We start from the raw sequence: 23,142 nt of genomic DNA, 5'->3' as shown, positions 1-23,142 counted from the left end.
ACCCGGGGCTGGATAGGGTGGGACCCGGACCTTCTCCGTCCGGATCTCGCGGTCCCACCCACACCCAGGAGCGGCAGATGAGCGCTGTGACCCCCGCTGGAGGCACCGACACGGCGGGCCGCTCCTGGCCCGAGGTACTGAACTCCCTGCTCTACGGGCAGGACCAGAGCGCGGACGCCACCGCCTGGGCGATGGACCGGATCATGCGCGGCGAGGCCAGTGACGCGCAGATCGCCGGCTTCTCCGTCGCGCTGCGGGCCAAGGGCGAGACCGTGGAGGAACTCTCCGGCATGGTCCGCGGCATGTACGAGCACGCCAGGACCATCGAGGTGCCCGGGCCCACCGTGGACATCGTCGGCACCGGCGGCGACGGCTCCAACACCGTCAACATCTCCACCATGTCCTCGATCGTGGTGGCGGGCACCGGGGCGAAGGTCGTCAAGCACGGCAACCGCGCCTCCTCCTCGGCGAGCGGCGCCTCCGACGTACTGGAGAAGCTCGGGGTCAATCTGGAGCTGAGCCCCGAGCGGGTCGCCGAGGTCGCCGAGGAGGCCGGGATCACCTTCTGTTTCGCGGTCAGATTCCACCCCGGTCTGCGGCACGCGGGCGCGGCCCGCAAGGAGCTCGGCATCCGCACCACCTTCAACTTCCTCGGCCCGCTGACCAATCCGGCCCGGGTGAAGGCGCAGGCCACCGGCGTCGCGGACGCGCGGATGGCGCCGATCATGGCCGGGGTGCTGGCCGCGCGGGGCTCCTCCGCCCTGGTCTTCCGCGGCGACGACGGCCTCGACGAGCTCACCACCACGGCGACCTCCCGGGTCTGGGTGGTCCGGGACGGCGCGGTCGCCGAGGAGTCCTTCGACCCGCGCGAGGTCGGTATCGCGCTGGTGCCGGTCGAGGCGCTGCGCGGGGCCGACGCCTCCTACAACGCCGAGGTGGCCCGGCGCCTGATGGACGGCGAGCGCGGCCCGGTCCGCGATGCCGTCCTGCTCAACTCGGCGGCGGCCCTCGCGGCCCTCTCACCGAGCACGGCGCCGCTGACCGAGCAGATCCGCGGCGGCCTCGACCGCGCCGCCGAGTCCATCGACTCCGGCGCGGCCCGCCGGGTCCTGGAGCGCTGGGTGCGGGTCAGCAACGCCTGAGCGGCGAACGGTACGGCGGCGGGCGCGGACGGGTTCTCCCCGGGTCGCGCCCGCTTCCGTACGCGCGCCTGCCTCCGCCCGTTTCCGTACGCGCGCCCGCTTCCACCTGCCCCCACGCGCGCCCGCGGGGACCCGCCCCCGTGCCCGCGCCTGCGCGGGCCCGCCCCGTACCGGTGTGGTCGAGGTCTCAGGAGCCCGCGATCCGGACGGACTTGCGTTCCTTCTGGGCGATGACCATACTTTTGGCCAGGTCATGAGTGACAGCGAACAGGCCCCGGCCCGCTGTCCGGCAACCCTCCGTCCGTGGCGGGGTGCCCCGGGTGAAGACCAGGCAGCAGACAGCAAGGTCTGCGGCAAGCGCGGACCCCTCGCTTCCAGGGGTCCTGGTCGTCGAGGAGAGCTTCTCGTGAGCAAGCGAATGATCTAGGGGTCGTCCGGATTCCCTCCGGGTGCACACCCCCTTTTCCCAGATCCAGGAATCAGGCCCCGTGCCCGCCGCGGCCCGGCCAGCCCCTCCTCCTTCTGCCTTCGCACCGCGCCGCCGCGATCTTCGCCCGCGCGGTGATCTCGCCTGCCTCACAAGGGAGTTCGCCATGTCCGCCGACACCGCCACCGCCGCCTGCCCCGCCTTCGACGCCGCCGACACCGCCGCCCCGGTCACCTCCGTCGGAGAGCCCCTGCCGGTCCTCGGCAGCGAGGTCACCGTCCCGCTGGTCACCGGCGGAAACGTCGGCTACGCGGCCCTCGACTACGCCGCCAGCGCCCCCGCCCTCCAGCGCGTCTGGGACGATGTGGCCGCCTACGCCCCGTACTACGGCAGCGTGCACCGCGGTGCCGGGTACCTCTCCCAGCTGTCCACCGAGCTCTTCGAGCAGGCGCGGGCCACCGTCACCGAGTTCCTCGGCTGCCGCCCGGACGACCAGCTGGTCTTCACCCGCTCCACCACCGACTCGCTCAACCTGCTGGCCGCCGCCCTGCCCGAGGGCTGCCACGTCTACGTCTTCGAGACCGAGCACCACGCCTCGCTGCTGCCCTGGACCGCGCACACCGTCCACTACCTCGACGCCCCGCGCTCCCCGGAGCAGGCCGTCGCCACCCTGCGCGAGGCCCTCGCCGCCCGGCCCGCCCAGGCCCCGGCCCTGGTCTGCGTCACCGGCGCCTCCAATGTCACCGGCGAGCTGTGGCCGGTACGCGAACTGGCCGCCGCCGCCCACGAGTCCGGCGCCCGCATCGTCCTCGACGCCGCCCAGCTCGCCCCGCACCACCCGGTGGACGTGGCCGCCCTGGACGTCGACTGGGTGGCCTTCTCCGGGCACAAACTGTACGCCCCCCTCGGCTCCGGGGTGCTCGCCGGCCGCGCCGACTGGCTGCGCGAGGCCGAGCCCTACCTCGCGGGCGGCGGCGCCTCCCGCAAGGTCGCCCGCCGCGCCGACGGCGGCGTCGAGGTGGAGTGGCACCGGACCGCGGCCCGGCACGAGGCGGGCTCGCCCAATGTCATCGGCGCCTACGCCATCGCCTCCGCCTGCAAGGCGCTCACCGAGGCGGGCTTCGCGACCCTGGTGGCCCGCGAGAACCATCTGATCGACAAGGTCCGCGCCGGCCTCGCGGACGTCCCCGAGGTGCGGGTGCTGTCCCTCTTCGGCGAGGCGGCACCCCGGGTGGGCGTGCTCTCCTTCGTCGTCGAGGGCTGGAACAGCTCCCACTTCGCCGCCGCGCTCTCCGCCGAGTACGGCATCGGCGTACGCGACGGCCTCTTCTGCGCCCACCCCCTGCTGCGCACCCTGCTCGGCGCCGAGGACGAGGCCCCCGGCGAGTGCGGCGCCCCCGAGGCGGCCCCCGGCGAACGCGCCCTGAACGCGGTCCGGGTGAGCTTCGGCGCGGGCACCCCCGACGAGCACGTGGACCGCTTCGTGGCCGCGGTACGGGAACTGGTCCGCGACGGCGCCCGCTGGAACTACCGCACGGAGGACGGCCGTTGCGTGCCGGACCGGGACGCGGCGGCGGCGGCGACGGCGGAGGCCTGAGGGCGCGGGCGGAACCGTACGGCGGCGGCCGGGCTCAGGAGGCCGGGCTCAGGAGTCCAGGCCGATGGCGAAGGCCGCTTCCAGGTCGTGCTGGGAGTAGGTGCGGAAGGCGACGTGGGTGTCGGTGCCCTCGACGCCGGGGATCTTGCTGATCCGGCCGGGGATGACGTCCGCGAGGTCGTCGTGCGAGTTGACGCGGACCATGGCGATCAGGTCGTAGGTGCCGGTGACCGAGAAGACCTCGCTGACGCTGTCCAGCGCGGCGATCGACTCGGCGATCTCCGGGATCCGGTCCACGCTGGTCTTGATGAGCACGATCGCGGTGATCACGGTGGCAGTTCTCCCTGGGGTGACCGGGCGGGGGCGGCTCTCACTCTAGAGGAGCGGCACCGGGCAGCCGCCCCTTCGCCGCTGCCTCCGCCTCGGGTGCGGGGCGGCCGTGGCAGCGCAGCCAGGCGTAGGCGAAGCCGACCGAGAAGCCGATCAGATGGGCCAGATAGGCGACCCCGGGGCCCTGGCCGCCCCGGCCGAGCGCCAGCCACTGGAGGGTGACCCAGAAGGGCAGCACCACCCAGGCCGGGAAGCGCAGCGGCAGGAAGAGGAGGAAGGGGAAGAGGCTGGTGACCCGGGCCCGGGGGAAGAGGTAGAGGAAGGCGCCGAGTACGGCGGAGATCGCCCCGGAGGCGCCGACCAGGGGCTGCCCGGAACCCGAGTGGGCGAGCGCGTAGCCGAAGAGGGCGAGCGCGCCCGAGCCGAGGTAGAAGCCGAGGAAGTGCAGCCTGCCCAGCCGCGCCTCGGTCATTGCGCCGAAGACGTACAGGAAGAGCATGTTGCCCAGCAGGTGCAGCCAGCTGCCGTGCACGAAGAGCGCCGTCACGGGGGTGACCAGGGCCCGGGCGGTGGGGGCGAAGAGCTCCGCGGGGATCACGCCCCAGCGGGCGAAGAAGGACTCCTGCGCGGTGGCGAGGCGCTCGCCGGTGCCGTAGCCGGGGTACAGGCCCGCGATCGGGCTGCACAGGAAGGCCAGGCAGCACAGGGCGATGAGCCCGTGGGTCACCGGGGCATCGCCGTGCGGCACGGCCCGGCGGAGGCGGCTCACCCCTCGGCCCCTGTTCCCGTCGTCCGTGTCTCCGCGGCCGCTGCCTCGATCGATCATGGACAGATCATGACGTACCGGGCGGGAAGCGTGCGGAGCGCCTCGCCGCCGTGGACGGCAGGGCGCCGGTGGAGCCGCAGGCCGTAGGCTTGGGGGCCACGCACCACCGGGCAGGGGCACCATGGAGAAGACCGCGCCGTCCGGAAAGACTCGTAGGAAGCGACAGGCACGATGACGGTCCCCCTGGCCACCGCCACCACCCGCTGGCGCTGCACGATGTGCGGCAACCTCACGCGCTTCGATGTCACGCGGTCCTCGAAGGTGGTGGAGTACGTGCATCTCGACCTGGCCGGTGAGCCCACGGTGGAGGAGCGCGAGGTGGTCAGTGAGACCATCGAGTCGGTCCGCTGCCGCTGGTGCAACGCGGTGGACCGGATCGAACTCGTGGACAGGCCGGGCGCCGGCTCCTGACGGGGCCGCGCCCCCGCACCTTTGGGGTGACGCATGGTGGAGAGCGCAGGCGGGGAGCCGGCCGACGGCGCCGCTGAGATGCTCGACCGCCCGCTGCCCGAAGGGGTGCGGCGCCGGGTGGTGCAGCTCGTCTCGGACGGCTTCGGGGCCCTGACGCCCGCCGAACTGCCCGCGCAGCTGCGGCAGTACGCGCGTTTCACGCCGAACCGGCGGGCCAGGTTCGCGGGCAACGCGATGGCCGCCGCCGTGGAGGGCGACACCGTCTTCCGGCAGCGGATCGCCGAGCGGCTGCGCGCCGCCGAACCGGAGCTGGCCGCCGCCCTGGACTCCGGGACCCCGCCGCCCGCCGCCGATCCGCTCGACGTCGCGGCGGCCGCCTATGTGCTGCGGCCCGACGACTGGGCCAAGCTGGTCGCCGCCGCGGGCGAGGAGGCCCAGCGCGCGGACGCCGAGCGCGCCGACGAGCAGTCCAGGGCCGAGGCCGAGCGGCTGCGCGCGGAGCTGGCCGCCGCCCGCGGCCAGACCAAGGCCGAGACCGAGCGGCTGCGCGCCGAACTCGACAGCGCCCGGCGGGAGTCGGAGTCGCTGCACCGCAAGCTGCGGGCCGCGCTCAGCGATGTGAAGCGGGGCGAGGCGGCGCTGCGCAAGGCCGAGGCGGAGTTCGAGACGGAGCGCGCCGAGGGGCAGGCCCAGCTGACCGCCGCGGAGAGCGAGTCCCGGCGGCTCAAGTCCCGGCTCGGCGAGGCGGAGGCCGCCCTGGAGGCCGCGCGGCGGGCGGCGCGCGAGGGCCGCAGCATGGAGGACATGCGGATGCGCCTGCTCCTGGACACCGTGCTCGACGCCGCGCAGGGCCTCCGGCGTGAACTCGCCCTGCCCCCGGTGTCGGTGCGGCCCGCGGAGACCGTGGATGCCGTCGAGCCCGGCCGGATGACGCCGAAGGACATCGCCGCCCGGGCCCTGTCCGAGAACGACCCGGCGATCCTGGACCAGTTGCTGGCGCTGCCGCAGGCCCATCTGGTGGTCGACGGCTACAACGTCACCAAGACCGGCTATCCGCAGATGCCCCTCGACAAGCAGCGGCTGCGCCTGCTCGGCACCCTCTCGCAGCTCGCCGCCCAGACCGGCGCCGAGGTCACCTGCGTCTTCGACGGGGCCGAACTGGCCGCCCCGGTCCTGCTCGCACCGCCGCGCGGGGTCCGCGTCCTTTTCTCGAAGCCCGGGGTCACGGCCGACGAGCTGATCCGCCAGCTGGTGCGCGCCGAACCGCCGGGCCGCCCCGTGGTGGTGGTCTCCACCGACCGCGAGGTGGCCGACGGGGTGGCCAAGGCGGGGGCGCGGCCGGTCGCCTCCGCGGTGCTCCTGAAGCGCCTCTCACGGGCCTGAGCGGCGGGCCCGGGGCGCCGCCTCGGCCCCCGGCCGCGAACGTCCCCCCGTTGGCGTCCGCAACTCCCTTTCGCGCGGCCGGACTTCCCGCCCCCGAGCCGTTCCGCCGGACCGCGTCGCGCGCTGTTGCGGCTGGGGCGCACGCCCGGTTCGCACCCCTTGCGGAGGGTCTGCGCCGCGTACCCTCCGACGCCCCTAGGAAACATCTGTCCCAAGCGCAACCTCTGGGCCTGATGCCCCGATTGGCGGCTTCTCGGCGCGACGTAAAGTCAATCGGACCTCACTGCTGGTGAGTTGTGGGCAAAGAATGCTGTCTGTGACCGATTTTTTTCCCGTGAGGATTTGAACTGATCACAGGAAGGTCACTAGGGTCGGGCCGAACCTTCGCTCGGGTGATCACTCACAAGGGGTGATTTGGCGAGGGGGCACCGCCGACCGTCCCCGGTAGGCGGCTCGAGGAAGAAGGAGCTCGCCTCCGTGGCGTCCCACCGTCGACCGAAGCAGACGAGCCGCACCCGTGTGACCGTGCTCACCGCGACCGCCGCCGCAGCCGTGGCGCTGACCTCCCAGGGCGGCGCGCAGGCCGCGCCGAAGTCCAATAAGGACCAGGTCAAGCAGAAGGTCGACAAGTTGTACGAGGAGGCCGAGCAGGCCACCGAGAAGTACAACGGTGCCAAGGAGAAGCAGCAGAAGCTCAACAAGGAGATCGACAATCTCCAGGACAAGGTCGCGCGCGGCCAGGACGAGCTGAACGACCTGCGGGACGGCCTCGGTTCGATGGCCAGCGCCCAGTACCGCTCGGGCGGCATCGACCCCTCCGTGCAGCTGTTCCTCGCCTCCGACCCGGACAGCTACCTCGACAAGGCCTCCACCCTCGACCAGCTCAGCGGTCAGCAGGTGGACTCCCTGAAGAAGATCCAGGAGAAGCAGCGCTCGCTGGCCCAGCAGCGCAAGGAGGCCTCCGACAAGCTCAAGGACCTCGCCGAGACGCGTGAGCAGCTCGGCAAGAAGAAGAAAGAGGTCCAGAAGAAGCTCGGTGACGCCCAGAAGCTGCTCAACACGCTGACGGCGAAGGAGAAGGCGTCCCTCGCCGCCGAGGAGGCGCGCGCCAACCGCGACAGCGCCCGCGACGTCATCGGCAACCCCGGCAAGCCGCCGTCCGGCTTCGCGGGCCAGGCCTTCTCCGCCGCGCAGAGCAAGATCGGCTCGCCGTACGTCTACGGCGCCACCGGCCCCAGCTCCTTCGACTGCTCGGGCCTCACCTCCTGGGCCTTCAGCCAGGCCGGTGTCTCCATCCCGCGCACCTCGCAGGCGCAGGCCAACGCGGGCACCCGGATCTCCTCGCAGAGCGATCTCCAGGTCGGCGACCTGGTCATCTTCTACAGCGACCTGCACCACGTCGGCTTCTACGCGGGCAATGGCCAAGTGCTGCACGCCCCGCGCACCGGCGCCAATGTGCGCTACGAGTCGATCAACAACATGCCGTACCAGTTCGGCGTGCGCATCTGAATTTCCGCTCCACCGCCCGGCGGGTACCCGCCGGGCGACCGCCCGAGTCCGGCCCCCGCGGCCGGACTTCGTGCTTTCCGGGGTACGTGCGTCCGCGCCCCGGTGCCGCGCCCCCTCGCCGGGCGCCCGAATGAGCGAATCGCGCGGACCGCCCGCCGCGGGCGCCCCTCCCGTGACCTGCGGCGGCGCCGGAATCTCACCCTCCGTACCCGGTAAGGGCGTTGGTCGTCACGCTGTGCCGCGGTTACTGTTCGGCCGCGTTCCTCGCACCGCACCGCACCCGGCAGCACCGGGGACCTCACGGAAGGGAGAGCCGGCACCATGGGCTCACATCGCCGTTCCCCCGTTTCCCCCCGCGCCCTCACCGGGCAGGGCGCCCGCGTCACCGTCCTGTCCGCCGCCTTCGCGACGGCCGCCACCACGCTGGCCGCCGCGCCCGCGGGCGCCGCGCCGCCGGAGCGCCCCGAGCGGGCCCGGGCCGAGGTGCGGCGGCTCTACACGGAGGCCGAGCGCGCCACCCAGGCGTACAACGGCGCCGGGGAGAAGGCCCGGACGCTGCGTACCGCGCTCTCGCGCACCCAGGACCGGATGGCCCGCACCCAGGACCGGGTCAACGCGCTGCGCGAGGCGCTCGCCCCGGTCGCCGGGGCCCAGTACCGCTCCGGCGGCCTCGACCCCGCGCTGATGCTGCTGCTCAGCGCCGACCCGGACGGCTATCTCGACCAGGCCACCACCCTGGAGCGGATGGGCGTGGTCGGCGAGCAGCGGCTGCGCGGACTGCGCGACGCCCGGCGCACCCTCGACCAGGAGCGGCGCGAGGCGGACGCCCTCCTCGGCGAACTGGAGCGCAGCCGCCGCACCCTGGCCCGGCACAAGGACACCGTGCGGCAGCGGCTGGCCCGTGCCAAGGCCCTGCTCGCCGCGCTGCCCGAGGGCGAACGCGCCCTCGACGCCCGGGCCTCCCGCTCCGGCCGCCCGGACGCGGGACTGCCGCCGACCGGCGCCGCTGCCTCCCCGCACGCGGCGGCCGCGCTCGCCACCGCCCGCACCGCGCTCGGCAGCCCCTACGTCTGGGGCGCCAACGGCCCCTCCCGCTTCGACTGTTCGGGCCTGATCCAGTGGTCCTACGCGCGCGCCGGGGTGGGCCTGCCGCGCACCTCCCAGGCCCAGGCGGGCGCCGGGCGCCGGATCCCGCTGTCCGAGGCCCGCCCCGGCGACCTCGTCGTCTACCGCGCCGACGCCAGCCACATCGGCCTCTACGCGGGCGGCGGCCGGGTCATCCACGCCCCGTACCCGGGCGCCCCGGTCCGCTACGACCCGGTCGGCATGATGCCCGTCTCCTCGGTCACACGGGTCTGAGGCGGCCCCCACTGCCCCGTACGATCTGGAGAATGGCTGGTCGACGGTACGGTGCGGGCGTCGCGGCGCTGTGCCTGGCGCTGCTCGCGGGGTGCGGGGGCCCGGCGCGGGGCGGCTCCGAGGAGCGCGCGGTGCAGCGGCTGCTCGACGTACGCGCCCGGGCGGTGCTCGACCGCGACGAGCGGGCCTACCGCGGCACCGAGGAGGGCCCCGCCCGCGAGGACCCCGAGTTCGGCAACCTCGCCGAGGTCCCGCTGACCTCCTGGACGTACCGCCTCACCCGCCTGGAGAGCACCGGCTCGGGACGGGCCCGCGCCCGCGCCGAGCTCGGCTACCGGCTGCGCGGCTACGACCGGGCCCCGCTGACCGCCACCCGCACCCTGGACCTGCGGCGGCACGGGGGACGCTGGTACGTCACCGGGGAGCGCTCCGCCGGTCCGGCCCGGCAGTTCTGGGAGCAGGGCGCGGTGGACGCGGTGCGGGGCGCGCGCTCGCTGGTGCTCGGGGTGGGCCAGTCCGGGGCGCGGCTGCGGGAGTTCGCCCGGCTCGCGGACGCGGCGGTGCCCCGGGCGACCCGGGCCTGGGGTGACGACTGGCGGCAGCGGGTGGTGGTCCTGGTGCCGCGTTCGCCGGCGGACATGGCCGGGCTGCTCGGCGCGGAACCCTCGGTGTACCGGGGCATCGCGGCGGTGACCACCGGGGAGGTCGGCGGCACCGGGCGGGCGCCCGCGGACCGGGTGATCGTCAATCCGGAGGCCTTCGGACTGCTCGGCGAGACGGGCAGGCAGGTGGTGATGACGCACGAGACCACCCATGTGGCCACCCGCACCCGGACCACCGCCTCGACCCCGCTCTGGCTCTCCGAGGGCTTCGCCGACTGGGCGGGCTACCGCGGCACCGGCCGCTCCGCCCCGGAGGCCGCCCCCGAACTCACCCGCGCGGTACGCGAGGGCCGCCTGCCCCGGGCGCTGCCCGCCGACGCGGACTTCGGCTTCGGCCGGGAGGCGGGCGCGCTCGCCGAGGCCTACGAGGGCGGCTGGCTCGCCTGCCGGCTGATCGCCGAACGCTGGGGCCTGGCCCAACTGCGGGAGTTCTACCGGGCGGTGGGCGCCCACGACGGACGCGAGGGGGCCGTCGCCGCGGCCCTGGACTCCGTACTCGGCCTCCGGGAGGGGGAGTTCACCCGGCAGTGGCAGAGCTATCTGCGTGCGGAGCTGGGCGGGGAGTAGGGCGGGCGCCGCTGTCGTGGAGGGCGAGGGCGGCGACCGCGGTGGGCCGCCGGGCGGTGGAGTCGTGCGCGGAGACGCAGGCCCGCGCTGCTCAGTCGAGGTCCGGCGGTTCGTGGTCCGCCGGTTCGTGAAGCATCCGGGATGTCGGGTGCCGGTGCCCGGGTCAGGAGCGCGCGGTGTGTTCCGTGCCGTGTGCCGGCTGCCGGGGCAGGTCGCGGTGCCCGCCGGCCCGGGGTCCGGTCACCGTCTGCCGCCACAGCACCCGGGCCGCGAGCACCGAGGCGAGCACGAGCAGGCCGTTGCGGAGGAACATCAGGGTGAGCCCGCGGGTGTCGCTGCTCACCACGTGGACGAACCACATCGGGAACTCCAGCATCGTCACCAGGGTCGCCGCGAGCACGAGCAGCGCGGGCACCCCCATCCGGCTCGCCCGGTGCAGCAGGCAGACCGCGGCCAGGCCGACCAGCCAGATCATGTACTGGGGGCTGATCACCCGGCTCGTGGTGGTGAAGAGCAGCACGGCGACGAAGGCCGCGTCCGGCAGGGTCGTCGCCGACCAGTGCCGCGCCCGCACCCGCCACAGCACCAGCCAGCCGAGGGCGAGCAGCGAGAGCACCTGCGCCAGCGTGCTGACCAGGCCGACGTGCGGGCCGAGGAACTCCATGGACCCGTAGTGCAGTTCGATCCGCCCGGACCAGCCGTGGTGCCGGGCCACATGGAAGACCAGGGCGCCCAGCGACTCCACCTCGGTGCCCCGCTCGCGCTGCGCGCCGAGGAAGTCCAGAGAGCCGGGCATGGCGAGCGCGAAGGCCAGCAGCAGCCCGAGCCCGGTGGCGGCGGCGCTCAGCCAGGAGGTACGGGTCACCCGGCCCCGCTCGGTGCCGAGCAGCGTCAGCGCGGGCCAGACCTTCACCAGGGCGCCGAGCGCGGCGAAGACCCCGAGCGCGGCCGGACGCCGGGCGCCCGCCAGCAGCGCCGCCACCGCGAGCGCGGTCACCATCAGGTCGTAGCGGGCGTACGCGGTCGGGCCGAGCAGCGGTACTCCGGCGATCCAGACCCAGGCGCCGCGCGGGCTTCGGCCGGGCCCGCGGCCGGCGCGCACCAGGAGCGCGGTGACCACGGCGTCGGTCAGCAGGGCGAGGACGAAGAAGGCCTCGGCGTAGCCGAGGAAGGGCAGCAGCGCGGGGGAGACGATGGCGAGGGCGGCGGCCGGGGGGTACTGCCAAGCCACATCGCCCTCGGGGAAGCGCCCGTCGCCCAGCGTCTCGTACCAGCCCTGGTAGATCACCGAGACATCGCTGGTCACATCGGGGCCCGGCATCACCACGACCTTGAACACCCAGAGCAGGAGCAGGGTCCGGGTCCCCGCCCAGCAGAGGGCCATCGCCGTGTGGGTGCGGATTCCGCTCGGCGGCGCGCCGCGCATGTGCCTCCCCGTTCCGTTCCGGCCAACCGGCCGTCGTCCGCCGGGCACCCTCGCCCGGTTCCGTGCTGTGCGGCCGTACGGTCCGCGCCGGGCGGGAGGTCAGCCCTCGCACGGCTCTGAGCAGCCATCATGCAGGGCGCGGCGGGACGACGGCCACCGGGTGCCCGCGTGGCGGACTCTTCGGTACTGTCGGCCGCGATGCACAAGACGCTGATCGTGACCAACGACTTCCCTCCCCGCCCTGGCGGAATCCAAGCCTTCCTGCACAACATGGCGCTGCGCCTGGACCCGGAGCGGCTGGTCGTCTACGCCTCGACCTGGAAGCGCGGCCGTCAGGGGGCCGAGGCCACCGCCGCCTTCGACGCCGAGCAGCCCTTCGAGGTGATCCGGGACCGCACCACCATGCTGCTGCCGACCCCGCGGGTGACCCGGCGGGCCACCGAGCTGCTGCGGGCGCACGGCTGCACCTCGGTCTGGTTCGGCGCGGCGGCACCGCTCGGCCTGATGGCGCCCGCGCTGCGGCGGGCCGGTGCCCGGCGGCTGGTCGCCACCACCCACGGGCACGAGGCCGCCTGGGCCCAACTCCCCGTCTCCCGCGGCCTTCTGCGCCGTATCGGGGCGGGCACCGACACCCTCACCTACCTCGGCGAGTACACCCGCTCCCGGATCGCGGGGGCCCTCGGCCCCGAGGCTGCGGCGCGGATGGCGCATCTGCCGCCGGGCGTCGACGAGAAGACCTTCCACCCGGGCTCCGGCGGCGCGGAGGTGCGGGCCCGGCTCGGGCTCAGCGAGCGTCCGGTGGTGGTCTGCGTCTCCCGCCTGGTCCCCCGCAAGGGGCAGGACACCCTGATCCGCGCGATGCCCCGGGTCCTGGCCGGACACCCCGGGGCCGTGCTGCTCGTGGTCGGCGGCGGCCCCTACGAGAAGGAGCTGCGGCGGCTCGCCGAGCGGACGGGGGTGGCTGCCTCGGTGCACTTCACCGGCGCGGTGCCCTGGGCCGAACTGCCCGCCCACTACGGCGCGGGCGATGTCTTCGCGATGCCCTGCCGCACCCGCCGCGGCGGACTCGACGTCGAGGGGCTCGGCATCGTCTACCTGGAGGCCTCCGCGACCGGACTGCCGGTCGTCGCGGGCGACTCGGGCGGCGCCCCCGACGCCGTACTCGACGGGGAGACCGGCTGGGTGGTCCGCGGCGGCAGCGTCGAGGAGACCGCCGAGCGGGTGGGCATGCTGCTCGCCGATCCCGAGCTGCGGGAGCGGATGGGGCGCCGCGGCCGGGAGTGGGTCGAGGAGAAGTGGCGCTGGGACCTGCTCGCGGACCGGCTCCGGCAGCTGCTCTGAGACCGGTCCGCCCCCGCGTACGGAGGCGGGCGCCGCTCCCCTCAGGGCCCGTACCGGGTCGGCTCGGCGTTCGTACCGGGTCGGCTCAGTCCCCGTACCGCTTCGGCTCAGCGCTCGTACGGAGTCGCCTCAGCGCTCGTACAGCGCGTCGATCTCGCCCGCGTAGTCCTTGGCCACCACATTGCGCTTGAGCTTGAGCGAGGGCGTCAGATGGCCGCTCTCCTCGGTGAACTGCACGCCGAGGATCCGGAATTTGCGTACCGACTCGGCCTTGGAGACCGCCGCGTTGCCGTCGTCGATCGCGCTCTGCACGGCGAGCAGCAGCTCCGGGTCCTCGCGCAGCGACGCGGGGCTCGCGTCCGCGGGTCTGCCGTGGTCGGCGGCCCAGCGGGCGAGGAACTCCTCGTCGAGGGTGACCAGCGCGCCCACGAAGGGGCGGCCGTCGCCGACCACCATGCACTCGGCGACCAGGGCGTGGGCGCGGATGCGGTCCTCGATCACGGCGGGGGCGACGTTCTTGCCGCCCGCGGTGACGATGATCTCCTTCTTGCGGCCGGTGATCCGCAGATAGCCGTCCTCGTCGAGGGTGCCCACGTCTCCGGTGTGGAACCAGCCATCGGCCAGCGCCTCGGCGCTCGCGGACTCGTTGTTCCAGTACTCCCGGAAGAGGTGCTCGCCGTGCAGCAGCACCTCGCCGTCGTCCGCGATCCGCACCACCGAGCCCGGCAGCGGCTGCCCGACCGTGCCGATCTTCTGCCGGTCCCAGGGGTTGAAGGCGGTCGCGGCGCAGGACTCGGTCAGGCCGTAGCCCTCCAGGACGGTGAAGCCGATGCCGCGGAAGAAGTGCCCGAGCCGCTCGCCCAGCGGGGCGCCGCCGGAGATCGCGTACTCGCCGCGGCCGCCGAGCACCGCCCGCAGCTTGCTGTAGACGAGCCGGTCGAAGAGCCGGTGCTTCAGGCGCAGCCCGAGGGCGGGCCCCGAGGGGGTGTCGAGCGCCCTGGAGTAGGCGATCGCGGTGTCCGCGGCCCGGTCGAAGATCCGGCCCTTGCCCTCGGCCTGCGCCTTGGCCCGGGCCGAGTTGTAGACCTTCTCGAAGACCCGCGGCACCCCGAGGATCAACGTCGGCCGGAAGGCGGCCAGTTCCTCGGTGAGGTTCTTGATGTCCGGTACGCAGCCCAGCTTGATCGGCGCCATCATCGGCGCCATCTGCACCATCCGGCCGAAGACATGGGCCAGCGGCAGGAAGAGCAGCACCGAGCACTCGCCGGTACGGAAGAGGGGCCGCAGCCGCTCCACGATGTTGCCGCACTCCGCGAAGAAGTTGCGGTGGGTCAGCACACAGCCCTTCGGGCGCCCGGTGGTGCCCGAGGTGTAGACGAGGGTGGCCGGGTCGTCGGCCTTGGCGAGCGAGCCGCGCTCCTCGACCACGGAGTCGTCCACGTCCGCGCCGAGCCGGGCCAGCTCCTCCAGGGCGCCGTTCTCGATCCCCCAGACGTGCTTGAGCTCCGGCAGCCGCTCGCGCACCGACTCCACGGCCGCCGCGTGCACCTCCAGCTCGACCAGGCAGGCCACCACCCCGGAGTCGCCGAGCACCCACTGCACCTGCTCCGGCGAACTGGTCTCGTACACCGGCACGGTGACCGCGCCCGCGCTCCAGATCGCGAAGTCCAGGAGGGTCCACTCGTAGCGGGTGCGGGACATCAGGCCCACCCGGTCGCCGGGCTGCACGCCCGCCGCGATCAGGCCCTTGGCCGCGGTGTTGACCTCGCGCAGGAAGTCGGCGGCCGTGACGTCCTGCCAGTTCCCCGCGGTCTTGCGCGCGATCACGGCGACATCCGGGTGCCGCGTCGCATTGCGGCGGACGATGTCGGTCAGATTCCCGTCCGAGGGGACCTCGTACAGGGCCGGAAGGCTGAACTCGCGCAAGACTGCTGCTCCTCACAAGCGCCGGCGCCACGACGTTGTGTGATGCGACGGTGCCGTCCATGGGCTCGGGCGCACCCGGAATCCTCGGCGGAAACCGGGCACTGCTGGACTGCCCGGACGTTACCCACCGGTATGGACCCGCGGGTAGAGCCCCAGGCCAGATGTTCGGTGCATCACACGGCATGACGGTGCCATCGGAAGGGTAGTCCACGGCGTGGTGAGGCAGGAAGGAACCGCAGGTCGGGCGCCCCTACCCAGTCGGCGGGCGGGCGGCTTAGGCTGACCGGCATGGCAGGCACCACGGCGGATCCCCAGGGCGCACCGGCCGAGCGCGCGCGCCCCGCACGCACACGCGTCCATGTGGTCAGCGACGTGCACGGCAACGCGCGCGACCTCGCCCGCGCCGGAGAGGGCGCCGACGCGCTGGTCTGCCTCGGGGACCTGGTGCTCTTCCTCGACTACGCCGACCACTCGCGCGGCATCTTCCCCGACCTCTTCGGCGAGGAGAACGCCGACCGCATCGTCGAACTGCGCACCGCCCGCCGCTTCGCGGAGGCCCGCGAATTCGGCGCCGGGCTCTGGGGCCGGCTCGGCGCCGACCGGGCCGCCGCCATCGAGGAGGCCGTCCGCAAGCAGTACACCGAACTCTTCGCCGCCTTCCCCGATCCGACGTACGCCACCTACGGCAATGTCGACATCCCCGGCCTCTGGCCCGAGTACGCGGGCGAGGGCACCCGGGTCCTGGACGGCGAGCGGGTCGAGATCGGCGGGCGGGTCTTCGGCTTCGTCGGCGGCGGACTGCGCAGCCCGATGCGTACGCCCTACGAGATCAGCGACGAGGAGTACGCCGCCAAGATCGAGGCGGTCGGCGAGGTCGACGTGCTCTGCACCCACATCCCGCCGGACGTCCCCGAACTCCTCTACGACACGGTCGCCCGCCGCTTCGAGCGGGGCAGCGGCGCCCTGCTCGACGCCATCCACCGCACCCGCCCGCGGTACGCGCTCTTCGGCCATGTCCACCAGCCGCTCGCCCAGCGGATGCGCATCGGCGCCACCGAGTGCGTGAACGTCGGGCACTTCGCGCGTTCCGGCAGGCCCTGGGCCCTGGAATGGTGAGCTCCTCGCGGGGGGTAGCCTTCGGCTGCATGCAATGACCCCGCAGCGGAGCACCCCAAGGAGCCACGGAGATGGCGGAACACACCAGCTCGAGCATCACGATCGAGGCGGCACCTGCCGACGTGATGGGAGTGATCGCCGACTTCGCCCGCTATCCGGACTGGACCGGCGAGGTCAAGGAGGCCGAGGTCCTCGCCACCGACGACGCGGGCCGCGCGGAGCAGGTCCGCCTCGTCATGGACGCCGGCGCCATCAAGGACGACCAGACCCTCGCCTACACCTGGACCGGTGAGCACCAGGTCAGCTGGACCCTGGTCAAGTCGCAGATGCTGCGCTCGCTGGACGGCTCCTACCTGCTGGAGCCCGCCGGATCCGGCACCGAGGTCACCTACCAGCTGACCGTGGACGTCAAGATCCCCATGCTCGGCATGATCAAGCGCAAGGCCGAGAAGGTCATCACCGACCGCGCGCTCGCCGGGCTGAAGAAGCGCGTGGAGTCCGGCGCGGGCAAGTAGCCGCGGTCCCGCGCGGGACGGCGGCCGCGGTCCGCGGCCGGCCGGCGGCGGAAGGCTGCCTCGCGGCGGACGGCTGCCCGGCGGCGGGATCCGCGGCGGGGCGGCGGCGATCCGCGCCGGTGCTCCGCGCCGAGGCGATGACGATCCGCGCCGGAGCGGTGACGATCCGCGGGTGAACGGCGGCGATCACTTCGCGCCACTCCCGGGCCGGGACACCGGGGCCCCGGAAGCATGGCCGGCCCGCCCCCCGCTTGGCTCCGCGGCCTCCGCCGGTCGCTCATCCGCCGCGTACGGCAAGGGAGTTGAGCCACCTTGCGGCCGGGGCGAGCCGCTCCCGGCGTCGGGGCCCGGCGCCCCTGACGTACCGTTTGGCCCCATGCGCACCCTCTTCGTCACCGGCCCCGGCGGCAGCGGGCGGACCACCCTCGCCGCGGCCACCGCCCTCGCCGCGGCCCGGCGGGGGAGCCGCACCCTGGTGCTCTCCGCGGACCCGGTGGACAGCCTCGGCACCGCGCTCGGCATCCGCACCGGCGCCGTGGCGACCGAGGCCGAGGCGAACCTCAGCGCGCTGCGGGCCGACCCCGCCGAGGACTTCCGCCGCGAACTGCTCGCCCTCCAGGACCGGTTCACCGGCGCCCTCGACCTGCTCGGCGCGGGCCGACTGGAGGCCGAGGAACTCCTCCCGCTCCCCGGCGCCCGCGAACTCTCCCTGCTCAGGGCCCTGCACACGGCGGCGGTCGGCCCCCGGCCACGGGGCGGGGCTCCGGCCGGCATGGCTCCCGGCGGTACGGCTCCCACCGGTACGGCTCCCGCCGAGGCGGGGACCCCCGGTGAGGGGGCCGGTCCCGTATCCGAATCCGTGACGGGTTCCGCCCTCCCGTACGACCTCCTGGTCGTCGACCTCCCTCCGGTGACCGAGGCGATCGGGCTGCTCGCGCTTCCGGGGCAGCTGCGCCGGTACCTGGCCAGGCTGCTGCCGCCCGAGCGGCAGGCGGCGCGGGCGCTGCGGCCGGTGCTCGGCAGGCTCGCGGGGGTGCCCGTGCCGACCGAGGCGCTGTACGAGGCCGCCGCCCGCTGGGACGCCGAACTCGCCGCCGTCCAGGGCCTGGTGGAGAGCGCCGACAGCCGGGTCCTGCTGGTCGCGGAGCCCGGTCCGGCCGGAGCCGAGGCGGTGCGCACCGCCCTGACCGGACTCGCCCTGCACCGGCTCGACCTCGCGGGCCTCGCCGCCAACCGCGTACTGCCCGAGAACGCCGAAGGGCACTGGGCGCAGGAACTGGCGGCACAGCAGCGCAAGACCCTCGCCGAGTGGCGGGGCGGGGGGCTGCGCGCGGCCCGTGTCGAGGTGGGGGCCGCGGGGACCGGGGCGGGCTCCGCTGACGCCGGGCTGGGGGCGGCCTCGGCCGAGGCCGGGCCGGCCTCCGCCGACGCCGGAGCCGGGGCGGGCTCGGCAGCCCCCGGAGCCGGTACGCGTTCCGCCGGGGCCGGGGCTGCGCAGGTGCCGCTGAGCGAGGTGCCGCACCTGGGCCGGGATCCGCAGGGCACCGACGACCTCGCCGCGCTCGGGCAGGTACCGCCCGCCGGGGGCGGCCCCGTACCGGAGTGGCCGGTGGTGGACCGCCTCGCCGCGGACGGGCTGCTGCTCTGGCGCATCCCGCTGCCCGGCGCCGCCCGCGAGGAGCTGGACCTGGTGCGCCGGGGCGCCGAACTCGTGCTCACCGCGGGCCCGTTCCGGCGGATCGTGCCGCTGCCCTCGGCCCTGCGGCGCTGCCGGGTGGCGGGCGCGGCCCTGCGGGACTCGGTCCTCGAACTGCGCTTCGCGCCCGACCCGGCGCTGTGGCCGCAGGAGCAGTGAGGCAGCCGGGTACGCGGGGGCGGCCGGGCGGGGACCCGCGCCACCGGAGACGTACTCCGGGAGCCGCGCCCCGGTCGCCGATGCCGGTGGTGCTCCTGGTGCCGAGGGCCGTGCGCGCCCGGTGCGCGGCCCGTTCCGGCCGGTGATCCGGGCCCCGCGGTCAGGTACCGTCGAAGGTACGAACCCGGGGCCCGCCATGAGGGTCCGGGTGGACGAGGGAAGAGCCTGCCCGCCATGAGTGATCCCACCGAACGCCCCGCATCCGAGTCCGCGGAGGAACCGGCGACGGCGACCGACACGGACGCCTGGGCCACCGCCTGCGCCGAGGACCTCGCCGCCGAGAAGGCCCGTCGGCGTACCCGCGCGGGGCAGGCCCCCGGCTCGGCCTCCGAGGAGCTCTTCAAACTGGTCGACGCGGTGGGCGAGAAGCTGTCCGAGCTGCGCGGGCCGCTGCTCGGCGCGGTCGGCCAGGGCGCGGCCGAGCAGGCCGCCGGACAGGCCCTGCGGCAGATGGTGGAGCAGGCCAAGGCCGCCGCCCGGCCGGTGGTCGAGCGCAATCCGCAGGTCTTCGACCATCTCGCCGCCGCCGGTTCCGAACTGCTCGCCGCCTACCGCTCCGCCGTCGTCGGGCAGGAGGGCCGCTGGACCCGGGAGAAGAGCACCGGGCTCGGCGAGGAGGGCGAAGCGTCCCCGGACACGGGCGAAGCGCCCCGGGACAAGGGCACCGGGCCCGAGGATGCCGGACCGGGCGAGCACATCGATCTGGACTGAGCCGGGTGTGGGGTAGCGTTTGCCCCGACGACACCGGTCCGACGCCGTACCGGGCTCAGGGCGCGCGCGGGCGAGCAGGCTCTCCCCGTGCCGGCCGCCTCCCCCGAAGCGCCGGACGGCCATCGGGAGCGCGCGGTCACGCGGCTCAATCTGACTGAGGGACACATGGGACTCACCATCGGCGTGGACATCGGCGGCACGAAGATCGCGGCCGGTGTGGTCGACGAGTCGGGGAAGATCCTCGAAACGCACACGGTTCCCACCCCGCCCACCGCCGAGGGCATCGTCGAGGCGATCAGCGCCGCGGTGACCGGCGCGGGCAAGGGCCACCAGATCGAGGCCGTGGGCATCGGGGCCGCCGGATACGTGGACGACAAGCGGGCCACCGTCCTCTTCGCGCCGAACATCCACTGGCGGCACGAACCGCTCAAGGACAAGATCGAGCAGCGGGTGGGCCTGCCGGTGGTCGTGGAGAACGACGCCAACGCCGCCGCCTGGGGCGAGTACCGCTTCGGCGCGGGCCAGGGCCACGAGGACGTCATCTGCATCACCCTCGGCACCGGCCTCGGCGGCGGCATCATCATCGGCAACAAGCTCCGCCGCGGACGCTTCGGGGTCGCCGCCGAGTTCGGCCACATCCGGGTCGTCCCCGACGGACTCCTGTGCGGCTGCGGCAGCCAGGGCTGCTGGGAGCAGTACGCCTCCGGGCGCGCCCTGGTCCGCTACGCCCGCCAGCGTGCCCTGGCCACCCCCGAGAACGCCGAGGTCCTGCTCGCCCTCGGCGACGGCACCGCCGAGGGCATCGAGGGCAAGCACGTCAGCGCCGCCGCCCGGGAGGGCGATCCGGTCGCCGTCGACTCCTTCCGCGAGCTGGCCCGCTGGGCCGGGGCCGGACTCGCCGACCTCGCCTCGCTCTTCGACCCCTCGGCCTTCATCATCGGCGGCGGCGTCTCCGACGAGGGCGACCTGGTGCTCGACCCGATCCGCAAGTCCTTCCGGCGCTGGCTGATCGGCGCCCAGTGGCGCCCGCACGCCAAGGTCGTCGCCGCCCAACTCGGCGGCAAGGCGGGCCTGGTGGGCGCCGCGGACCTCGCGCGCCAGGGCTGAGCACCGGCGGCGGGCGGAGCCCGGGCCCCGAGCGCGAGGCGCCGCCCACCGCCCGCCCGGCGGCGTTATCTTGATCGGCATGCCGACCAGTACGCTGCCCGACTCCCGTACCGAGAAGGACGGTTCGGCCGTCGTCCGGGTGCTCAGCTACAACGTCCGTTCGCTCTACGACGACTTCGAGGCGCTCACCCGGGTCATCCGGGCCTGCGCCCCGGACCTGGTACTGCTCCAGGAGTCCCCGCGCTTCTTCCGCTGGCGCAAGAAGCTGGCCCGGCTCGCCGCCGCCACCGACCTGGTGATCCTCGGCGGCGGCGGTCCCGCGGCCGGGCCCGCGCTGCTCTGCTCGCTGCGCGCGACCGTCGAACGCACCGAGGACGTCCTCCTCGAACTCACCCCCGGGCTGCACCGGCGCGGCTTCGCCACCGCGGTGGTGCGCTTCGGCGGCGCCCGCCTCGGCGTGCTGAGCTGCCATCTCTCCCTGGACGAGGAGGAGCGGTACCGCCAGGGCGGCCGGCTCCTCGCCCAGCTGGACCGCCTCGGCGCCCCGCACCTGCTCGCGGGCGGTGACCTCAACGACCGCCCCGACGGCCGGACTTTCGGCCTGCTCGCCTCCGCGCTGCGCGACTGCCGGGCGGAACGGCCCTGGGGCGGGGAGCACACCTTCTCCGCCGGTGCGCCCCGGCGCCGTATCGACGCGCTCTTCGTCAGCGAGGGCGTCGAGGTGCTCGGCTGCGGGGTACCGCTCGGGCACCCCGGGGTCAGCGAGGCGGATCTGCGCGCGGCGACGGACCATCTGCCGGTGCTCGCGGCACTCCGGATCCCGGCGGAGCGGCCGGGCGGCGGACGCCGGGCGCGCATCTGAGGATCGCGCCCGGCCGGATCGGCGCCCGGCCGGTTCGCGCGCCGCCTGGATCGGAGGGCCGGTCGGTTCACGCGCCGCCCGGGTCGCGGCGGACCGCTCGGTTCACATGCCGGACGGAGCGCGCGCTCGGTTCGCGCCGGACCGCTCGGTTCACGCCGGACCGCTCGGTTCGCGCGCCGGACGGCTCGGACGACCGCCCGGATCACGCGACCGTCCGGCTCAGACGACCACCGAGCTCACACGACCACCGAGCTCAGACGACCGCCCCGCGCCCCGGGTCCTCGTCGTCCTCGTCGCCGTCCTTCATCCGGACGACCAGGGTGGCGATGCCGCCGAGGAAGCCGCCGACGGACAGGGCCGTCAGCCACCAGGTCATCTCCCAGCCGAGCAGCACCGCGAGCAGGAGGAGCAGCGGTCCGCCGAGCGCGCCCAGCCAGGCGAACTTGGCGGTGGGGTCGGCGTCCGGCAGCGGCGGCGGCTCCGGCGGGACGAAGTGGCCCTCGTCGTCGTCGAGTTCCTTCCCGCCGGGCTCCGGGGGGCTGTGGTCGCGCGGGCCCGCGGCCGGGGGGAAGACGACCGAGCTGCCGAGCGGGCGGTCCGCCGGGCCCTGGCCGCCCGGCGGCTTGCTGAACTTGTCCGGCTTCTCCGGGCCGTCGGCCGCGCCGGTGCCCTCCGCGGCGCCGCCCGGCTCGCCGCCCTCGGCGGTGCGGGGCGCGGTCCGGGTGCCGCCGTCCTCGTCCTCGCCGCCCGGGGGTTCGAGCAGGGCCAGGTCCTCCACCGAACGGAAGGGCTTGGTGCCCGGCGGGTCCGGCGGCTCCTCCCCGTAGCCCGCGACGATCTGCGCCCAGACGGCGTCCTCGTCGAAGGCGGGCACCGCGTCCGGGGCGGGCGCCGCCTGCTCCGCGCCGTCCTCGGGCTCGCGTCCCTCGCCGCGGTCCGCCTCGTGCTCAGCCACCGGTGGCCGTCCCTTCCTTGCCGAGACTGGGAGCGAGCCGGGCGAAGAAGGCGTAGCTCTCCTCGAAGATCCGGTCCGCGTCATGGTCCAACGTCGCCACGTGGTAGCTGTGTTCCAGCAGGATCTCGGTGACATCGGTGGAGGAGACCCGGCTGAGGATGCGCGCCGAGTCGGCGGGTGACACCACGTGGTCGACGGTGCTGTGCATCAGCAGCAACGGCTGGGTCACCTGCGGGAGTTCCCCGTCCAGGCGCTGGGTGAAACGGCGCAGGGAGTACGCGGCGTGCAGCGGGACCCGGTCGTAGCCGACCTCGGTGGCGCCCGGTTTGACGATGTCGCCGACCAGGCCCTTGGTGGTGGGCACCAGATGCCGCAGCACCGGCAGCGCCTGCGCGGCGAGCCCGTGGATGCGGTTCAGCGGGTTGACCACCGCGACGCCGCTGACCGCCTCGCCGTGCAGCGCGGCGAGCCGCAGCGCCAGCGCGCCGCCCATGGAGAGCCCGCAGACGAAGACCCGCGCACAGCGCTCGGTGAGGGCGGTCAGCTCCCGGTCCACCTCGGCGTACCAGTCCTGCCAGCCGGTGACCGCCATGTCCTCCCAGCGGGTGCCGTGCCCGGGCAGCAGCGGCAGCGAGACGGTCAGTCCCTGGGCCGCGAGATACTCGGCCCAGGGGCGCATCGACTGCGGGGTGCCGGTGAATCCGTGGCAGACCAGCACTCCGGTCTCGCCGCCGTCGTGGCGGTAGGGCTCGGCTCCGGGAAGCACCGGCACGGCGGCTCTCCACTTCGTGTAGGTGATCGTCGACTGCGGGATCAGGGCGTACGGGAGTGTCGGGAGCGGGCGGTCGGGGCGCCCGGCTGTCGGAAGGCACTTGCTGAGGCACGGCTTTCGCGTCCGGCGGCGGGTCCCGTGGACACGGCGTACTTCACCGTACGCGAGCGGACCGACACCCGACCAGATCCGCAGAGCCCCCGGCGGCCGCGGGCGGCCCGGAGCCGCCGCGGGGCGGGCCGGGAGGACCCCGCGCGACACGGTGGAGCGAATGTCAGTAATG

The 23,142-nt window shown here is 74.5% G+C and carries 20 protein-coding genes and 1 riboswitch; of the genes, 14 read left to right on the top strand and 6 right to left on the bottom strand.

The features are described 5' to 3' along the window. The first annotated feature begins 77 nt into the window (after positions 1 to 77). Together trpD and HFV08_RS09460 are read left to right on the top strand one after the other, a co-directional pair. On the top strand, positions 78 to 1,142 hold the full coding sequence (gene trpD / locus HFV08_RS09465) for an anthranilate phosphoribosyltransferase (RefSeq protein WP_168537777.1): 1,065 nt from the start codon (positions 78 to 80) through the stop codon (positions 1,140 to 1,142). A gap of 249 nt (positions 1,143 to 1,391) precedes the next feature. Then, a riboswitch (SAM riboswitch) is annotated at positions 1,392 to 1,508 on the top strand. Positions 1,509 to 1,735: 227 nt separating this feature from the next. Beyond that, complete coding sequence (locus HFV08_RS09460; protein WP_168537775.1) at positions 1,736 to 3,166, top strand: aminotransferase class V-fold PLP-dependent enzyme; 1,431 nt, start codon at positions 1,736 to 1,738, stop codon at positions 3,164 to 3,166. A 48-nt stretch (positions 3,167 to 3,214) separates the two neighbouring features. Here the strand turns inward: HFV08_RS09460 and HFV08_RS09455 are convergent, their stop codons facing one another. Together HFV08_RS09455 and HFV08_RS09450 are read right to left on the bottom strand one after the other, a co-directional pair. Beyond that, on the bottom strand, positions 3,215 to 3,496 hold the full coding sequence (locus HFV08_RS09455; protein WP_168537773.1) for an Lrp/AsnC family transcriptional regulator: 282 nt from the start codon (positions 3,494 to 3,496) through the stop codon (positions 3,215 to 3,217). 40 nt (positions 3,497 to 3,536) lie between these two features. After that, positions 3,537 to 4,322 carry a rhomboid family intramembrane serine protease gene (locus tag HFV08_RS09450; protein ID WP_168537771.1) on the bottom strand — a complete coding sequence of 262 codons (786 nt, stop codon included), beginning with the start codon at positions 4,320 to 4,322 and terminating at the stop codon, positions 3,537 to 3,539. Positions 4,323 to 4,493: 171 nt separating this feature from the next. On the opposite strand from HFV08_RS09450, the gene HFV08_RS09445 reads away from it, so the two are divergent. The 5 genes from HFV08_RS09445 (at position 4,494) to HFV08_RS09425 (ending at position 10,213) form a co-directional block, all read left to right on the top strand. Next, entirely contained in the window at positions 4,494 to 4,733 is a 240-nt protein-coding gene (locus HFV08_RS09445; RefSeq protein WP_168537769.1) for a hypothetical protein, read from the top strand. 33 nt (positions 4,734 to 4,766) lie between these two features. Continuing rightward, positions 4,767 to 6,116, top strand: coding sequence for an NYN domain-containing protein (locus HFV08_RS09440; protein ID WP_168537767.1), 1,350 nt, complete (start codon positions 4,767 to 4,769; stop codon positions 6,114 to 6,116). Positions 6,117 to 6,593: 477 nt separating this feature from the next. Beyond that, positions 6,594 to 7,625, top strand: coding sequence for a C40 family peptidase (locus HFV08_RS09435; RefSeq protein ID WP_040254307.1), 1,032 nt, complete (start codon positions 6,594 to 6,596; stop codon positions 7,623 to 7,625). 321 nt (positions 7,626 to 7,946) lie between these two features. Then, positions 7,947 to 8,984 carry a C40 family peptidase gene (locus tag HFV08_RS09430; protein ID WP_168537765.1) on the top strand — a complete coding sequence of 346 codons (1,038 nt, stop codon included), beginning with the start codon at positions 7,947 to 7,949 and terminating at the stop codon, positions 8,982 to 8,984. A 32-nt stretch (positions 8,985 to 9,016) separates the two neighbouring features. Then, entirely contained in the window at positions 9,017 to 10,213 is a 1,197-nt protein-coding gene (locus HFV08_RS09425; RefSeq protein WP_168537763.1) for a hypothetical protein, read from the top strand. A 163-nt stretch (positions 10,214 to 10,376) separates the two neighbouring features. Here HFV08_RS09425 and HFV08_RS09420 read toward each other — a convergent pair whose 3' ends face one another. Then, positions 10,377 to 11,639 (bottom strand): glycosyltransferase 87 family protein, encoded by a 1,263-nt coding sequence (locus tag HFV08_RS09420; protein WP_168537761.1) that lies wholly within the window; start codon positions 11,637 to 11,639, stop codon positions 10,377 to 10,379. 198 nt (positions 11,640 to 11,837) lie between these two features. Here HFV08_RS09420 and HFV08_RS09415 point away from each other — a divergent pair, with 198 nt between their 5' ends. Beyond that, positions 11,838 to 12,980 carry a glycosyltransferase family 4 protein gene (locus HFV08_RS09415; RefSeq protein ID WP_168537759.1) on the top strand — a complete coding sequence of 381 codons (1,143 nt, stop codon included), beginning with the start codon at positions 11,838 to 11,840 and terminating at the stop codon, positions 12,978 to 12,980. Between the two features lie 129 nt (positions 12,981 to 13,109). On the opposite strand, the gene HFV08_RS09410 is transcribed toward HFV08_RS09415, so the two are convergent. Then, the gene (locus tag HFV08_RS09410) at positions 13,110 to 14,906 is read right to left on the bottom strand and encodes an AMP-dependent synthetase/ligase (protein WP_168537757.1); all 1,797 of its coding nucleotides are present in this window, start codon (positions 14,904 to 14,906) and stop codon (positions 13,110 to 13,112) included. A gap of 360 nt (positions 14,907 to 15,266) precedes the next feature. On the opposite strand from HFV08_RS09410, the gene HFV08_RS09405 reads away from it, so the two are divergent. The 6 genes from HFV08_RS09405 (at position 15,267) to HFV08_RS09380 (ending at position 21,132) form a co-directional block, all read left to right on the top strand. Further along, positions 15,267 to 16,022, top strand: a complete 756-nt coding sequence (locus HFV08_RS09405; protein ID WP_040258335.1) for a metallophosphoesterase family protein — start codon at positions 15,267 to 15,269, stop codon at positions 16,020 to 16,022. A gap of 71 nt (positions 16,023 to 16,093) precedes the next feature. Next, positions 16,094 to 16,537: an SRPBCC family protein gene (locus tag HFV08_RS09400; RefSeq protein ID WP_040254317.1), complete on the top strand. Its 444-nt coding sequence runs from the start codon at positions 16,094 to 16,096 to the stop codon at positions 16,535 to 16,537. Positions 16,538 to 16,913: 376 nt separating this feature from the next. Next, entirely contained in the window at positions 16,914 to 18,392 is a 1,479-nt protein-coding gene (locus HFV08_RS09395; RefSeq protein WP_168537755.1) for an ArsA family ATPase, read from the top strand. Positions 18,393 to 18,626: 234 nt separating this feature from the next. After that, positions 18,627 to 19,163, top strand: coding sequence for a DUF5304 domain-containing protein (locus HFV08_RS09390; protein WP_168537753.1), 537 nt, complete (start codon positions 18,627 to 18,629; stop codon positions 19,161 to 19,163). A gap of 165 nt (positions 19,164 to 19,328) precedes the next feature. Further along, on the top strand, positions 19,329 to 20,270 hold the full coding sequence (locus tag HFV08_RS09385; protein WP_040254323.1) for an ROK family glucokinase: 942 nt from the start codon (positions 19,329 to 19,331) through the stop codon (positions 20,268 to 20,270). 79 nt (positions 20,271 to 20,349) lie between these two features. Beyond that, positions 20,350 to 21,132 carry an endonuclease/exonuclease/phosphatase family protein gene (locus HFV08_RS09380; protein WP_168537751.1) on the top strand — a complete coding sequence of 261 codons (783 nt, stop codon included), beginning with the start codon at positions 20,350 to 20,352 and terminating at the stop codon, positions 21,130 to 21,132. Positions 21,133 to 21,385: 253 nt separating this feature from the next. On the opposite strand, the gene HFV08_RS09375 is transcribed toward HFV08_RS09380, so the two are convergent. Further along, positions 21,386 to 22,087: a hypothetical protein gene (locus HFV08_RS09375; RefSeq protein ID WP_168537749.1), complete on the bottom strand. Its 702-nt coding sequence runs from the start codon at positions 22,085 to 22,087 to the stop codon at positions 21,386 to 21,388. Further along, positions 22,080 to 22,859, bottom strand: a complete 780-nt coding sequence (locus tag HFV08_RS09370) for an alpha/beta hydrolase (RefSeq protein ID WP_168537747.1) — start codon at positions 22,857 to 22,859, stop codon at positions 22,080 to 22,082. Before HFV08_RS09370 ends, HFV08_RS09375 begins: the two co-directional genes overlap by 8 nt. Positions 22,860 to 23,142 lie beyond the last annotated feature (283 nt).

The organism is Streptomyces physcomitrii (assembly GCF_012273655.1).
In the GTDB taxonomy this organism is placed as follows: domain Bacteria; phylum Actinomycetota; class Actinomycetes; order Streptomycetales; family Streptomycetaceae; genus Streptomyces; species Streptomyces physcomitrii.
This window is presented reverse-complemented; position numbering and strand designations above follow the sequence as displayed.